Genomic DNA, 15,664 nt, shown 5'->3' with positions numbered 1-15,664 from the left:
TTAGGCGTTCTCCGTGTCAGCTGGCTTTTCACGCATCTCGGCGGGGGCCGGTTCAAGAATCCAACCGTTGGCCACCTCGATTTTTAGCTGCGCATAAAAGGCATCGATTTCGCCAGCAAAGCGCTGCCACAAGTTCTTGGCGCTCATCTCACCGTTGTGGCGAGCCAAAATAGTGGCCAGCGGTGCCTCGGCTTTGATGTCAGGTGCTGCGCCCAAGCGCAGCGGGGCAATCAATTCGATTTGCGGAGCTTTCATGGGTTCCTCTTCTTGTTCGATAGCTATACCGGTGAAGGCCGCCACAGTTGCATCTGCGAGCAATGAAGCCAAACGTTGCTTTCTCTTCAGCTGATCGCGCCACACGCCTGCTTGCTCGGTCAGCGCATCAAGCTTGGCCAAAACTGCGCGCTGCTCGTCAAGCGGCGGAATGGGCATTGGAAAGCTTCGAAGCTGCGTCATATTGATCGATGCCAGATTGGTTGTCTGTTTTGACGCCCTGGAAAAATAGTTGCGGCCAACGCCAGAGTTGAATACAAGTTCGACCCACTCATTGAGCAAAGACGACGAGGGTACCCGCGCCTTGAAGACATGGTTTTGATGAAGACAATTATCGACAGCGCCTCGCCAAATGGCAGTGCGACCAACCTTGTCCCAATCGCCGCCTTCTGTGATGAGCAAATCACCTTCATTGACGAGGTACTTGTTCAGTTCCTCTGTTCCGATCTGGATTGTTTTCAGCTCAGTCAGCTTGAAGAACCCGCGTTGGACGTTGGCTACTGCCAAATAAGGGCAAGTGACGACGTCACGACCGCGCAAATCGCGGCCTTTAGTGACGCCACCGATAACCACAGCAACCTTATCGAACGATGCAATTCTCCAATGTTCAGGATACAAAACATCCGTTTTTGCAATCGAGATGAGTTTCTGACGTCGCATTAGCCCTGATGTGATGTAGTGATCACGCAATCTCTCGCAATCAGCCGCGATTTCATCTATAGGGGAAAGCGATGTTGATGGCAAAGAGAGCAAACCACGGACAGCCATATTTTTTAGTTCTGCAACAAACTCCGTCACATCCTCCGGCGCATGAAACAGCCGTCCAAAGTTATCGGCCAGCCGCGCCCACGTGGTTTGCAGTTCGTGCGGGGTGGTGGCGTTGGCGACGGCTTGCAGGGTGGACTGGCGCAGGTTGTTTTGCAGCTTGCGGCGGGCTTGCTGTTGTGCCTCCAGCTTGTCGCACAAGGCCATTAGTTCATCGACTTTGGCGACGATGCGGGATTGCTCTTCCTTCGGTGGAATTGGCGTTGGTATCGGCCGCATCCCACCAAGTGAAATATTTGCAATGTTGGTTGTCTGACTTGCAGTAACACGCATCCGCGCCTGCATGTATGGACTACGTAGCACGAGATAGAGGTAGTCGGGCTCAAGGACGTGAGGGCGCACTGCAGCAATAAATCCGCCAAACGTCGCGCGCTCTTTGACATCTCTCACTAGCGCTACTTTTCCAACAAGCTCATAGCTATTGGCCATTGAGATCATGGTGTCGCCCTTTTGAACCCATTGATCTTCTCTGCCAACGAATTCCGGGTCGATAAAGATTAAATCATCCCAGTCGATTTCAGCCTGGACATTGCTGGTTCGGAGACAAGCAACAGCTCCAGATGCTCGATTCGTCTGCTTCTGCGAGGATGGGAAAGTGACGCCTCGAACAATTTCACAGACGTTACCTAACCGCTCAAAGGCCCAGTTTTCCGGGAGTTCGAAAGTTAGCTCAGATTGTGCAATTCCAGGCTGCGGTATCGGTCTACGAAGTTTGCCCGTGCGAACTAGTTCTAGGCGAAAGCTTTCAATCTCCGAAAGTAGGATTCGGGCATTGGCGGCTCTATCTGGCGCGGTGAGCAGTTGGCCTCTGATGGCCAACTCAAGAATCAACTGACGTAATTTTCCAATACCTCCCGGCGCATTCGCGATATGCCCAAACTCCACCAAAAACTGCTGCGCATCCATCAGGCATCCTCGCTGAAAAAGTGATGCGCCAGTGCTGCGGCCAGTTCGCTCTTGATCTGGTTTTCGGTTTCTTCAATATCGCCCACCAGCTTTTTGTATTTCTCCAGCAGCAGATCCGGGTCGTGGGTTTCCTCTTCCGGTGCGTTAGGGTTTTTGATATCAAGGTTGAAGATCGGCCAGTAAATACGGTCGCCCGCCGCCTGCGCATCACGTGCTTGCAGACGCAGCGGCTCGGCTTTGGCGCGCAGCTCAGTGATCTGCGCGTCGATTTTTTCGCGATAGGCGGCGTCCGTCGTGCCGATCAGGCTCTTGCGCAGATTGCCCGCGTCGCCTTCCAATGCGGCGGCTTGATTGTTCAGGTCTTCGGCGCGCTGCCAGTGCGGTTGCGCGGCGGCTTCGGCTTGTTCGCGTTTGGTTTTGAAATCGACTTTCCAGGAAAATTCGTTTTCCACTCGGTCGGCAAAGTCGTTCGCCTCATCGCCCCACCATTCCTGCTCGGATTTGAACTCTTCGAGCCTGATGGGCTTGGTTTTGGAATAACTCTTGTAGCCCTTGGGATAGGGGTGCTCGTAGAACCAGATAGTATCAGTGCGAAAATGTTCAGTGCCATCATCCGCTGCCGCACCCTTGGTGAAGAACAGCAGGTTGGTTTTGATGGTGGTGTAGGGAGCGAACACGCCCTTGGGCAAGCGAATGATGGTGTGTAGCTTGCAATCGCGCAGCAGCAGCTTTTTAAGCGTGCCCTTGATGCCATCGCCAAACAAAAAACCATCTGGCAGCACCACAGCGGCGCGGCCGTTTTCTTTCAACAGCTTTTTGATGATGAGCGCTATAAACATGTCGGCGGTTTCGCGGGTACGAAGGTCGGCCGGGTAATCGCTGCCCACGCCATCGTCTTCATAGCCGCCGAAGGGCGGGTTGGTGATGATGCAATCGACTTTGTCGTTGGCACTCCATTCGTTCCAGCCTATGCCCAGCGTGTTACGGTGTTCGATCTGGCTGGGCACGTCGATGCCGTGCAGCAGCATATTAGTAGTGCATAGCAGGTGCGGCAGTTGCTTCTTTTCGATGCCATGAATCAGCTCTTCGATGGCTCGTTTGTCTTCTGCGCTGGATTTTTTGCTGAGCTGGTTACGGAAGTGATCGATGGCGGCGGTCAAGAAACCACCGGTGCCACAGGCCGGGTCCATAACAGTTTCGCGTTTGTCTAAACGGGGGTTAACGCGGTCGGCCATAAAGGCGGTGATGGCTCGCGGGGTGTAAAACTCGCCAGCATTGCCTGCGCCGCGCAAGTCGTTGAGCATTTGCTCGTAGACATCGCCCAGGCTGGCCCTGGTCTTGAAGTCGTGGAAATTGATGGCGGCTTCCAGCTTCTCAATTACAGCCAGCATCTGTGGGCCGGATTTCATGTAATTGTTAGCGTCTTCAAAGACCTGCTTTATGACCTTATGTTGCGGGCTCTTGCTCGCATCGATCTGGTCTTTGAGTGAGGGGAACAGTTCGTTGTTGACGAAACTGATCAACTCGCTGCCAGCGATTTGTGGTTTCTTCTTGCCATCGGCATCGGCCTTGTAGGCGGCCCAATTTCGCCAGCGGTAACGCTCGGGCAATGGCGACTTGTAGGCGGCGTTGTCGTCTTCCCATTCTTCCTCGCGCTGGTCGAACACTTTGAGGAAGAGCATCCATGTGAGCTGGCCGAGGCGCTGGGCATCGCCGTCGACGCCGTCGTCCTTACGCATGATGTCCTGGATGGATTTGATTGTGCTGCTTAGATTCATTGAATTCTTCTCGTATCGTTCGACCTGAGCGATGCTCAAGCCTGTTTCTGTTCAGGTGTTTCGTAGAGCGCTTGTTCGAGCTCGTATAGGGCTTGAGTGTATTGCTCGATGCTCCCAAAGATGCCGCGCCGGATTTGGGTTTTACTGCCGAATTGATCAAACGGCGGTAGCTCCAGCACTTTGGCGTCCTCAATGTCTTGCACGCCGTGGTCGGCGAACTTGTCGAGCAGGGCTTCAAGCACGGCGCGGGCTTGTTCACCATATTTACCAAACACATTCCGCCTTTTTACGTTGTTGGCACGCTCGCGGCGGGTGAGCGGCTTCTGGTCGAAGGCCACGTGGGCGACTAGATCGAAGACATCGAGCTCGCTGCCGTTGGCCACGGCCTGCTGTAGTATTTCGAGCGGTACGCCGTGCTCGGCCAGTTCTTCTAGTACTGCCTGCTTGCGCTCTGCACTCTTCCAACGGCGCAGGAAATCGACCATCGTGCCAAACTCGGCTTGCAGCGCTTTCTTGATGTCATCCTTAAGCAAAACGCGGTAGTCCTCGGTAATGAGCTTGCCGTCGGCATTCAGGTATTGCGACCGCTCAACAGCCACGCGCACGTTGACATCGTCGATCACGTATTTGGTGCGGCCTTCGCCGATACCTCCATCGCCCGTATTGCCGCTTGTGTCCTCGCCAAGGCTCGCGCCTAAGCCATACGGAGGAGGCTCAGGTTCGCTAACACCAGGTGGGTTCGTGTCTTCTGGCGGCACCACGGGTTCATCAGGCTTGGGTTCGTAGATCACCACCGGTTCGCCATCGAAATCCGGGTCGGCGAAAAGGCGCGTGGCGCCTTTGAAGTCCATGATGGTGAAGTACAGCTTTTGGTAATCCTCACGCAGGCGCGTGCCACGGCCAATGATCTGCTTAAATTCAGTCATCGAGTTGATGTTCTGGTCCAGCACGATGAGCTTGCAAGTCTTGGCATCAACCCCGGTTGTTAGCAGCTTGGAGGTGGTGGCAATTACGGGGTACGGCTCGTCGTTGTCGATAAAGTAGGAGAGCTGCGCCTTGCCTTCAGTGTCGTCGCCGGTGATGCGCATCACGTAGCGGCGATTGCTGGCAGCGGCGGGGATGAGCTTCACTAACTCTTGCCGCATCCGCTCGGCGTGGTCCTGATCGTCGCAAAAGACGATGGTTTTAGCCATCGGGTCGGTGGCTTTGAGGTATTCCCACACCTTGCTGGCGACGAGCTTGGTGCGCTTTTCCAGCACCAGGCTACGGTCGAAATCCTTGGTGTTGTAATGGCGCTGCTCAACGGCCTGGCCAAGTTTGTCGAGCTTGCCTTTTTCGGGAGTGTAGCCCACAGCATCGACATCGGTTGCGATGCGAATGACCTTGTAGGGGGCTAGAAAGCCGTCTTCGATGCCTTGCTTGAGCGAATAGGTGTAAATCGGATCGCCAAAGTAAGTAGCGTTGCTGACTTCTTTGGTTTCTTTCGGTGTGGCTGTCAGGCCAATGTGTGTGGCGCTGCTGAAGTATTCGAGTACGTCGCGCCAAGCCGAATCATCTGCAGCACTGCCTCGGTGGCATTCATCGACGACAACCAGATCGAAGAAGTCTGCCGGGAACTGTTTGTAGATTTGCTTCCATTCTTCCTTGCCGGTGACTGCCTGATAAAGGGCAAGGTAGATCTCGTAGTTCTTCTTAATTTCACGATTGCTGACCTTGTGCATGACCTCGCCAAAGGGGGCGAAGTCTTGCTGCATGGTTTGGTCAACGAGTATATTACGATCGGCCAAAAACAAAATGCGCTTTTTTGCCTTGGCTTTCCACATACGCCAGATGATCTGGAAGGCGGTGTACGTCTTGCCAGTGCCAGTGGCCATGACCAACAGCACTCGCTTCTGACCTTTGGCGATAGCTTCGACGGACCGGTTAATAGCCACGCGCTGGTAATAGCGCGGCTCGCGGCCACTGCCGTCCGTGTAGAACGGTTGCTCAATGAGTTTGACGGCGTCAGGTGCCGCAAGACCTTTCCACTGCTGGTAAAGCGGCCAAAGATAATCCAATGATGGGAACTCACTAAGCTGATACTCACGTTCGACAGGTTGAGTGATGCCCGTGCGGTCATGAATCAGGAAGCCCTCGCCATTGCTGCTGATGGCAAAGGGGGCATCCAACATTTCAGCATAGACTAAGGCTTGCTGCATGCCGTGCCCTACGGAGAACTTGGCTTGCTTGGCCTCGACTACCGCTATCGGAACATTCGGTCTGGCGTAGAGCACAAAATCGGCCCGCTTGGGACCGCCTTTGGCGTCGGGGTTCTTGATACGCGCAGCGAGCTTGCCTCGCACCATGACACGACCGTCGGTGAGATTTACTTCCTCACGAAACTGATTCTGTTGCCAGCCCGCCTGCACAATAGCAGGGGTAATGAACTTGGTGCAGATATCACGCTCACTGAGCTGGTATTTGTCCATGCCGTGCACTCCCTGTTACTCATGCTCTTTTTCTTCGTCGGCGCCACCCACGCGCACCCAGTCATCCACCTCAGAAACCTGGAACTTCCACAACCGTCCAACGCGGTGTGCAGGTAGGCCTTTACGGTCAATCCAGCGATAGATTGAATCTCGCGTCACACCCAGATGCTCTGCAATCTGTTCGACGGACACCCAAGGCTCAGAAGTCATGGCTGCACTCCAACATAACGGGATCGAGTCGTACTAAGTCGACTTAAGTGGCAAAGGTCGTAGTTTATCACCTTGACGTGCGGTAAGCGAGTGCTCGATGTTGTAGCGCCAACTTTCGCTTGGCTTCTTAATCGATCAATTCGTGAGTAACGTAGCATCAGTCGCAATTGGAAGATGACTGCTAGACACGTATAGCGAAATAGCGATTCACAGTCCTGAACAAACTTAAATTGGCCGTGTCGCAAAATTCCTGATTCTGCGACACGTCATCTCACCTATAGACGATTGATATCAAGCTGAAGCAGTTTGCTTTGGCGGCACATTTGCTTCCGCTTGCTTCCACTGATCAAGTAGATCCGCCCATGCCTGCATCATCGTGGCACGGTGCATGAAATAGTCCGCGTGATTATATGCACGCCGCACGCCGTTGGTGTCCATATGTGCTAACTGGCGCTCGATCCAGTCCGACGAATATTCCAGCTCATTGAGGCGCGTGCTTCCCGTCGTCCTCGTCGCGTGAGGGCTGAACTTGCCTGACCAGCCCAAGACCTTCAACATTTGCCGGAACGAGGCAGTTACCATCGGCCTAGCTCTATCGTCACGATGCGGAAATAGGTGCTTCCTGTCGCCTGTGAGCGTTGCCATTCCGCGCAGCCACTTCACCGCCTGACGAGGTAAGGGAATATGGTGTTCCTTACGCTTCTTCATGCGCGCTGCCGGAATGCGCCAAATGGCGGCGTCAAGGTCGAACTCAGCCCATTCGGCCTCAACCACTTCAGACGGGCGGGCGAGCGTCAGCCACATCAACATAAAGGCGGACTGCGTTTGGTGGTTGCCGCCATGCCCCTCGACATCGCGCAACAGTTTCCCGATATCCCCGACTTCCAAGGGCGTTTTGTGCTGGGTCTTGTTTTTCGGCAATGCTTCGCGCCACCGATGCACGGGGTTGACATCGACACGGAAGGTTTCGGTCGCCAATTCAAAGATACCGAACATGGTGCGTTTGGCCTCTGCCATGACAGTCGGCCCATTTTTCTCAGCAGCTTTTTGGAGAATTGACAACACTATGGGCGGCGTGATTGCCTTCAACGGCATTTTGCCGATGGTTGGGAATACGACGCGCTGAAGCATGTCCAGCCTGCGTTTCTTGGTAATGTCTTCCCAGTCTTTCCGGGCGATCCATTCTTTGGCAATGGCCTCGAAGGTGTTGGTCTGTTCGTGGGCGGACTTTAACCGAACAAGTTGCTGCTCCCGCGCCGGGTGCAAACCTTGCTTGACTTGTTTGCGGGCGGCCTCCGCTTTCTCCCTTGCAACCTTGAGCGAGGTTTCAGGATAGCTGCCCAACGCGAAGCGGTTTTCCTTGTCAAACAACTTATATTTGAACCGCCAGAGCTTCGAGCCGCTGGGCATCACTTCAAGATACAGCCCGTTACCAATGGTGAACCTGTGAGGCCGGTCGGTGGCCTTCAAGCTGCGCAGGGCGAAATCGGAAATCCCGCGTTTCGGGGCAGGTTTTTTGGAGGATTCTGGGGCATGATTTTTGACGCTATCGCCAGCATACATGCGGGTTTCAGGGCATTGCAGGGGCATATACTCTCCTTGGTGGAGGGGCATACACCATGCATGCCCCATTCCATGCCCCTATATAAGAAGATTGCCCACGTACACACTAGTACATCTACGGACAATCCACCTATTGTTTTCAATGAGTTAGCCGAGCGAGCGAACGTCGGCGAACACAAGAAAACAGCTACTGCTACTTAGACGTTAAACAGGAAGTTCAGTACGTCGCCATCTTTCACAACGTATTCCTTACCTTCAGCGCGCATCTTGCCGGCTTCTTTAGCGCCCGCTTCGCCTTTGTGGGCGATGTAGTCATCAAATGCGATGGTCTGGGCGCGGATGAAGCCGCGTTCAAAGTCGGTGTGAATCACACCTGCTGCTTGCGGTGCGGTATCGCCAATGTGGATAGTCCATGCGCGTACTTCTTTGACACCTGCGGTGAAATAAGTTTGCAGACCGAGTAATTTGTAGGCTGCGCGGATCAGGCGATCGAGGCCGGGTTCTTCCATGCCCATATCGGCCAGGAAATCGGCTTTGTCGGCGTCATCCAGATCGGCAATTTCAGATTCGATCGCAGCGCAGATGGCCACGATAGGTGCATTCTGGGATGCGGCGAAGGCGGTCAGTTGATCCAGCAATGGGTTATTCGTGAAGCCGTCGTCGGAGACGTTGGCGACATACATTGCTGGCTTGGCGGTGATCAGGCACAGTGGTTTGATCAATGCCATTTCGTCGGCATCCAGACCCAGTGCGCGTACTGGTTTGGCTTCGTTCAGCGCTGGCATGATACGTTCCAGCAAAGCGACCAGCTTGGCCGCATCTTTGTCGCCGGAACGGGCTTTTTTGTTTTCGCGGTGGATTGCTTTTTCCACGCTGCCCATATCGGCCAGCGCGAGTTCGGTTTGTATCACTTCGATGTCATCCAGCGGGCTGACTTTACCGGCAACGTGAATCACATTGTCATCTTCAAAGCAGCGTACGACGTTGACGATTGCATCTGTTTCACGGATGTGCGCGAGAAACTGGTTGCCCAGACCTTCGCCTTTGGATGCGCCAGCGACCAGACCGGCGATATCGACAAATTCCACAATCGCATTTTGTATGCGTTCAGGTTTGACGATTTCCGACAATTGTTTCAGGCGTGGATCGGGCACTTCCACTACGCCGACGTTAGGCTCAATGGTGCAGAAAGGATAGTTTTCTGCCGGGATGCCCGCTTTAGTCAGTGCATTGAATAAGGTGGATTTGCCGACGTTAGGCAGGCCGACGATGCCGCATTGGAGACTCATAGTGTTTTGCCGATCAGATTGAATTAACCCGCTATTTTACCGGATTTGACCGCCATTCTGACCCGGATACTGCTGATACGCTGCAAATAAGCGAGTAACAGGCCACCGGCAATAGTTAATCCGAGGATCAGACCGATCCAGAATCCTTGCGATGCCATTGGTGACGATGGCCGCCACGGCATCCATTCCGGTGCCAGACCCAGCAGGCAGCCTATCGGCAGGGCAAAGCCATAAAACGCCATCAGATGAATCAGCATCGGGGTGCGGGTGATTTTGTAGCCACGGATCGCGCAGGAAGCCGTAACCTGCGCCGCATCGGATAACTGGAAAATAGCGGCGAACAACAGCAAATCCGCTGCCAGTTTTTGCACTGCCGGGTCTGATGTATATGCTGCCGCGATACTGTCGCGGAACACGGTAATGCCGGTTGCAGAGACAAATGAAAAGGCAAGCGAGAGGCCGACCCCGACCCAGGATACAAAGCGCGCGCGCAGCTCATCGCCTTCGCCGAGTGCCTGACCGACACGGGTTGTCATGGCGATGCCTAAACTCATCGGCACCATAAACACCAGCGAAGAAAAATTCAGCGCAATCTGATTCGCCGCGACTTCAATCACACCGAAACGGGCGATCAGCAAACCGACCGAGGCAAATGCCGATACTTCGGCAAAATACGTGACACCAATAGGCAGACCCAGCTTAAGCGTGGAGCGAATTTCAGCCCAGTGTGGCGGCTCGACATGCGAAAACGGATTGGTCGCACGATACGCCGGAGCGCGTCGCATCCACCAGATCATCGCTCCAAACATCAGCCAGATACCGACGCCGGTCGCGACCGCGCAGCCGCTGGCGCCGAGTCGCGGCAGGCCGAAATGGCCGTAGATCAGCAGCCAGTTCATGACGACATTAAACAGCAGTCCGCCGAGCGCCATCACCATCACAGGCTTGGTCTGATTCAGGCTGGTGGTGTAGCCATACAAGGCGCGGTACATCGCAAAAGCAGGCATGCCTATGCTGATGATATGCACAAAGCGGCTCGCTTTAACCTGCACTTCCGGCTGCAGTTGCAGATATGAAAATACTAATGTGGAGGCATTCAGTAACAGGCAGGCGATTAAACCGACGCCAAGACCCAACCACAGCGATTGTCTAACGATATGCGGGACGCGCTCGTATTGTTCAGCGCCGACTTCATGCGAAACCACGGCATTGACCGCCATCATGATGCCCATCACGGTGACCAGCACGATGGTCCAGAGTGAAGTGCCGAGCGAGACCGCAGCTAGCTCTTCGGCATTGAAATGCCCGGTCATCGCAACGTCGGCGACACCCATGCCTACTGTGGCAAGCTGGCCGATTAAAACAGGCCAGGCAATTTGCCAGAGAGCGGCGGCTTCGGTACGGATGCGGGTTTTCATGCTGAACTTCTGTCTTTCTTGAAAGGATCAGCATCTTAACCGATCACTGTGACAGACTCAAAAAAACTGCACCAAAATTGGGATGATTGGGATAATTTTTATTCCATCACCAAGTAAATATGCGCCGTACAGAGCATTTATCTCTTGTAAGGCGCATATTGATTGGGACTATATATTTTAAATTCAGTTCAGCGATGTCAGTTCAGTGATTCAGGAGACGAACTTGTGACATGTCCGGTTGCGCGATGAAAGCAGCGAGATCATCGCGCATACGGGCGCTGTCTGAGATGGCGATTTTCCATTGCTGAACCCGCAGCGCATGATTCAGCCCGTAATGAAAGAAATCCTGACGATCCGGCAGTTTGCCGCGCGGCAGCTGGCGTACAAATTCAGCCGAAGGCGAAATCATGATCACATTATCGACCCAACTGCGATGGCGGCCTTGGCCTGCACGTCGCCACGGCAGCGCTTTATCGAGCCAGCCGGGGATGATGCGGTCAGTAAAATGCGGATACAACACCAGCCCGGCATCACCCTTGTCTGCATTGCTTAGTATGCGCTCGTAAGGCAGAGCCAAATGGTAATCGATCATGCCGCCATCCCAGTAGGTGCCAGCCGGTGCGCCGGGAATCTGCCTGACTGGTTCCATCACCAGCGGCAATGTGCCAGACGCCAGTAATGCGGGCGCAAGATTGTCGGTGCTTAAGTCGCACAAATGGGTAGGGAAATGATCGAATGGCTTCTCCAGCCAGTTGCTTGATGCAGCATGATTGCCGATGACCACGCGTTCTATATGCCGCGCCAGAAAATCGCGTGACAGCAGATTAGCGAATGCGGCGCTGGCAAAACCGGCTTTCGCCTGCATTGCGGTGGTGGGCGACTGCAACAGTCCACGCCCGCGATTCGCCAGTATCTGCAAATGTTGTAAAGGGTGATTGACGATTTCATGTTCGTAGCCGCTGATGAAACGCTGCAATAATTGCGTGATCTCTTGCGTCACCAGCGCGGCGGGTGGCTTTTCCGGATACTGCTGTTCGCAATACAGATCGGCCAGCCTTTGAAATGCCGCGACAGGATTCGCACAACTTGCAGCCGCCATGCGCCACGCACCGATGGATGCGCCGATCAGCGTGCGCTGACGCGGTGCCGCAGCCAGCCATTCACCGAACAGCCATTGATCCAGCGCTTGCAGTATCAGGCCTTTGGGGCCACCGGCAGCAGCGGGAATCAGCGCGATATCCGCCGCTTGCAGACCATGTTGCTGAAGGTGCGCAAAGGCCGCTTTTCCGGCAAAAATCTGTATGGAAGAAGGCATGTCCAGGTTGTCCCGCTTACTTTGCGCTGGTATGCAGACGGGTCATCGCTTCGGCCGTCTGACCTTCGACCATCAGGGGCAGCACATCCAGACTTTTTGCTATCGCCTCGTCGATCAGTGGCTGCTCTTCTTTACGCGGACGATGCAGTACGAAGTCGGCGACACCCTGATTCAGATTCAGCGTGCGCGGATGACCGATGCCAATGCGCAGCCGCCAGTAATCCTGCGTGCCTAGTGCTGCCGTAATATCTTTGAGCCCGTTATGGCCGCCCGAAGATCCGCCTTTTTTCAGTTTGGCGACACCGGGCAGCATATCGAGTTCATCATGCACCACCAGCACCTGATCCGGCGTGATTTTATAAAAGCGGCAGATCGCACCGACTGACTGGCCAGAACGGTTCATAAACGTTTGCGGTTCCAGCAGCCAGACTTCTTCACCTGCAATCCGGGTTTTACCGACCAGTGCGTTAAAATTTTTATCCCGCTGCAAGCTGACCCGCAGCTGATCGATCAGCCAGAAGCCAGCATTGTGACGAGTTTGTTCATACTCAGGCCCCGGATTACCGAGGCCGACAATCAGACGAATAGACATGGTGAGACTACTTCTTGCGTTTCTTTAAAAGAGGTAACAGGTATTTGCCGGTCACGCTGTCGGGGTTCGCTGCAACTTGTTCCGGCGTGCCGGTGGCGATGATGCGACCACCGCCAGCGCCACCTTCGGGACCCAGATCAATCAGCCAGTCAGCGGTTTTAATCACGTCCAGATTATGTTCGATGATGACCAGTGTATTGCCCTGATCGCGCAGTCTGTGGATCACTTTCAGCAAAAGGGCGATATCGTGGAAATGCAGACCTGTCGTTGGTTCATCGAGAATATACAGCGTGCGGCCGGTATCACGTTTCGATAATTCCAGCGACAGTTTGACGCGTTGCGCTTCACCGCCAGACAAGGTGGTTGCGCTCTGACCCAGGCGAACATAACCCAGACCGACATCCAGCAAGGTCTGTAATTTACGCGCAATCACGGGCACAGGTTTGAAGAATTCATGCGCATCTTCGACGGTCATTTCCAGCACCTGATGGATGTTCTTTCCTTTGTACTGTACTTCCAGCGTTTCGCGGTTATAGCGCTTGCCGTGACAGACATCACATGGCACGTACACATCCGGCAGGAAATGCATTTCGACTTTGATAACGCCGTCGCCCTGACAGGCTTCGCAGCGACCGCCTTTGACATTGAATGAAAAACGGCCTGCGCTGTAACCACGTTCTTTGGCGGTTGGCACGGTCGAAAACAAATCGCGTATCGGTGTGAATAAACCGGTGTACGTCGCCGGATTAGAGCGAGGTGTGCGTCCGATCGGTGCCTGATCAACCGAGATCACTTTATCGAAATGTTCCAACCCGCTGACATGATTAAACGGTGCCGGTTCAGTTTGCGAACCATACAGATGACGCGCCGCGACGTGATACAGCGTGTCGTTCACCAGCGTGGATTTGCCTGAACCAGAGACACCGGTCACGCAGGTCAGCAAACCGACGGGCAAATGCATGGTCTCATTTTTGAGATTATTGCCACGCGCACCGGCGATGACTAATTGCTTATCCGGATGGCTTTCATGACGCTTGGCCGGTACAGAAATTTCCAGCTCACCGCTCAGGTATTTCGCGGTCAGTGAACGTGTGTTTGTCATGATGTCATCCAGCGAACCCTGCGCGATCACTTCGCCACCATGCACGCCAGCACCGATGCCCATGTCGACCACAAAATCGGCGCAGCGTATCGCATCTTCATCATGTTCCACCACCAGTACGCTGTTACCAATGTCGCGCAGATGTTTGAGTGTATCGATCAGCCTGTCGTTATCGCGCTGATGCAAGCCGATGGAAGGCTCATCCAGTACATACATCACACCAGTCAGCCCGGAGCCTATTTGTGAGGCGAGACGGATGCGCTGAGCTTCACCGCCAGAGAGTGTATCTGCGCTACGTTCGAGCGACAGATAATCGAGGCCGACGTTATTCAGGAAAGTCAGACGTGCCGTGATTTCTTTGATGATACGGTCGGCAATATCGCGTTTCGCACCGTGCAAGGTCAGATGTTCAAAGAAATGCAAAGTCTCGCGCAAAGGCATGGCGCTGATATCGTAAATCGCTTTTTCCTGTTTGCCTGTGCCAACTTTGACATTGCGTGCCTCTACCCGCAGACGCGCACCGTCACACGATGGGCATTGTTTTTCATTGATGAATTTCGCCAGCTCTTCCTTGACCGCCATCGAGTCGGTTTCACGATAGCGGCGTTGCAGGTTGGTCACCACGCCTTCAAACGTGTGCTCTTTGATGACGGTACGGCCTTTTTCATTGATGTAAGTAAACGGTATGGTTTGTTTGCCGGAGCCGTACAAAATGATTTGCTGCGCTGATTCCGGTAATTGCTCAAACGGCGTATCAATATCAAATTCATAGAATGCCGCCAGATTCGACAGCATCTGGAAATAAAACTGATTGCGGCGATCCCAACCTTTAACGGCGCCGCTCGCTAATGATAGATTCGGGAAAGCGACGATGCGTTTAGGATCGAAAAATTCGATATGACCCAGTCCGTCACATTCCGGACACGCGCCCATAGGATTGTTGAACGAAAACAGGCGTGGTTCCAGCTCTTGCAAGGAATAGCCGCAGATAGGGCAAGCAAATTTATTCGAAAATAACTGCTCCTGATTACTATCCATATCCACGATCAGTGCGCGGCCATTCGCAATCCGTAGGCAGGTTTCAAAAGACTCCGCCAGACGTTGCTTGATTTCTTCTTTGACTTTCACGCGATCAACGACAACATCGATCGTATGCTTTTCAGTTTTCTTCAGCTTAGGCAAATCATCGACTTCATAGATCTTTGCTTCATGCGTGCCGCTTTGCACACGAAAACGAACGAAACCCTGTGCCTGCATTTGCTCGAACAGATCCACATGCTCGCCCTTACGGTTGGATACCACCGGCGCCAATATCATCAGCTTGGTATCTTCCGGCATTGCCAGCACGGTATCGACCATTTGCGATACCGATTGCGCGGCCAGCGGGTTTTCAGGATGATCCGGGCAATATGGTGTGCCGACGCGGGCGTACAGCAGTCGCAGATAGTCGTGAATCTCGGTGACGGTACCAACGGTCGAGCGCGGATTATGCGAAGTCGCTTTCTGCTCTATCGAAATCGCAGGTGACAGGCCTTCGATCAGATCGACATCCGGTTTTTCCATCAGCTGCAAAAACTGCCGTGCGTAGGCCGACAGCGATTCCACATAACGACGCTGGCCTTCAGCGTACAACGTGTCAAACGCCAGCGACGATTTACCTGAACCCGATAAGCCAGTAATCACGACCAGCTTATTGCGCGGCAAATCGATGTTGATGTTCTTCAGGTTATGCGTACGTGCGCCGCGTACGCGGATCAGCTCGCGCTTCTGCATACGGGCAATATCGTCCGCATCGAACTCGATTTCGGCTGGTTTTGGTGCTTTAGCGGCTTTTGGTCGTGTCGTCATGGTATTTGATCTGAATTTGGGCTGAGGCAAGCAACCTGCTACTATAACGGGTTTTTGAACATTACCGCAGGCTCGTC

Annotated in this window: 10 protein-coding genes; all 10 read right to left on the bottom strand. The window is 53.9% G+C overall.

Annotated features, from left to right (window positions below):
- The gene (locus Undi14_RS08535; RefSeq protein WP_200179458.1) at positions 1-2,004 is read right to left on the bottom strand and encodes a restriction endonuclease subunit S; all 2,004 of its coding nucleotides are present in this window, start codon (positions 2,002-2,004) and stop codon (positions 1-3) included.
- Positions 2,004-3,821: an N-6 DNA methylase gene (locus Undi14_RS08530; RefSeq protein WP_370589922.1), complete on the bottom strand. Its 1,818-nt coding sequence runs from the start codon at positions 3,819-3,821 to the stop codon at positions 2,004-2,006. The genes Undi14_RS08535 and Undi14_RS08530 overlap by 1 nt, the downstream gene beginning before the upstream one ends.
- Complete coding sequence (gene hsdR, locus Undi14_RS08525) at positions 3,818-6,250, bottom strand: EcoAI/FtnUII family type I restriction enzme subunit R (protein ID WP_200179457.1); 2,433 nt, start codon at positions 6,248-6,250, stop codon at positions 3,818-3,820. The genes Undi14_RS08530 and hsdR overlap by 4 nt, the downstream gene beginning before the upstream one ends.
- A gap of 15 nt (positions 6,251-6,265) precedes the next feature.
- Positions 6,266-6,484 carry a helix-turn-helix domain-containing protein gene (locus Undi14_RS08520; protein ID WP_370589932.1) on the bottom strand — a complete coding sequence of 73 codons (219 nt, stop codon included), beginning with the start codon at positions 6,482-6,484 and terminating at the stop codon, positions 6,266-6,268.
- A 267-nt stretch (positions 6,485-6,751) separates the two neighbouring features.
- Positions 6,752-8,050 carry a tyrosine-type recombinase/integrase gene (locus tag Undi14_RS08515; protein ID WP_234030496.1) on the bottom strand — a complete coding sequence of 433 codons (1,299 nt, stop codon included), beginning with the start codon at positions 8,048-8,050 and terminating at the stop codon, positions 6,752-6,754.
- Between the two features lie 170 nt (positions 8,051-8,220).
- Positions 8,221-9,312: a redox-regulated ATPase YchF gene (ychF, locus tag Undi14_RS08510; protein WP_186884480.1), complete on the bottom strand. Its 1,092-nt coding sequence runs from the start codon at positions 9,310-9,312 to the stop codon at positions 8,221-8,223.
- A gap of 23 nt (positions 9,313-9,335) precedes the next feature.
- Positions 9,336-10,730 carry an MATE family efflux transporter gene (locus Undi14_RS08505; protein ID WP_200179455.1) on the bottom strand — a complete coding sequence of 465 codons (1,395 nt, stop codon included), beginning with the start codon at positions 10,728-10,730 and terminating at the stop codon, positions 9,336-9,338.
- A 202-nt stretch (positions 10,731-10,932) separates the two neighbouring features.
- The gene (locus Undi14_RS08500) at positions 10,933-12,045 is read right to left on the bottom strand and encodes a patatin-like phospholipase family protein (RefSeq protein WP_200179453.1); all 1,113 of its coding nucleotides are present in this window, start codon (positions 12,043-12,045) and stop codon (positions 10,933-10,935) included.
- A gap of 16 nt (positions 12,046-12,061) precedes the next feature.
- Positions 12,062-12,637 (bottom strand): aminoacyl-tRNA hydrolase, encoded by a 576-nt coding sequence (gene pth / locus Undi14_RS08495; RefSeq protein ID WP_186884483.1) that lies wholly within the window; start codon positions 12,635-12,637, stop codon positions 12,062-12,064.
- A 7-nt stretch (positions 12,638-12,644) separates the two neighbouring features.
- Positions 12,645-15,512, bottom strand: a complete 2,868-nt coding sequence (uvrA, locus tag Undi14_RS08490) for an excinuclease ABC subunit UvrA (protein ID WP_200179931.1) — start codon at positions 15,510-15,512, stop codon at positions 12,645-12,647.
- Positions 15,513-15,664 lie beyond the last annotated feature (152 nt).

The organism is Undibacterium sp. 14-3-2, assembly GCF_016595265.1.
Taxonomy (GTDB): Bacteria; Pseudomonadota; Gammaproteobacteria; order Burkholderiales; family Burkholderiaceae_D; genus Undibacterium; species Undibacterium aquatile.
This window is presented reverse-complemented; position numbering and strand designations above follow the sequence as displayed.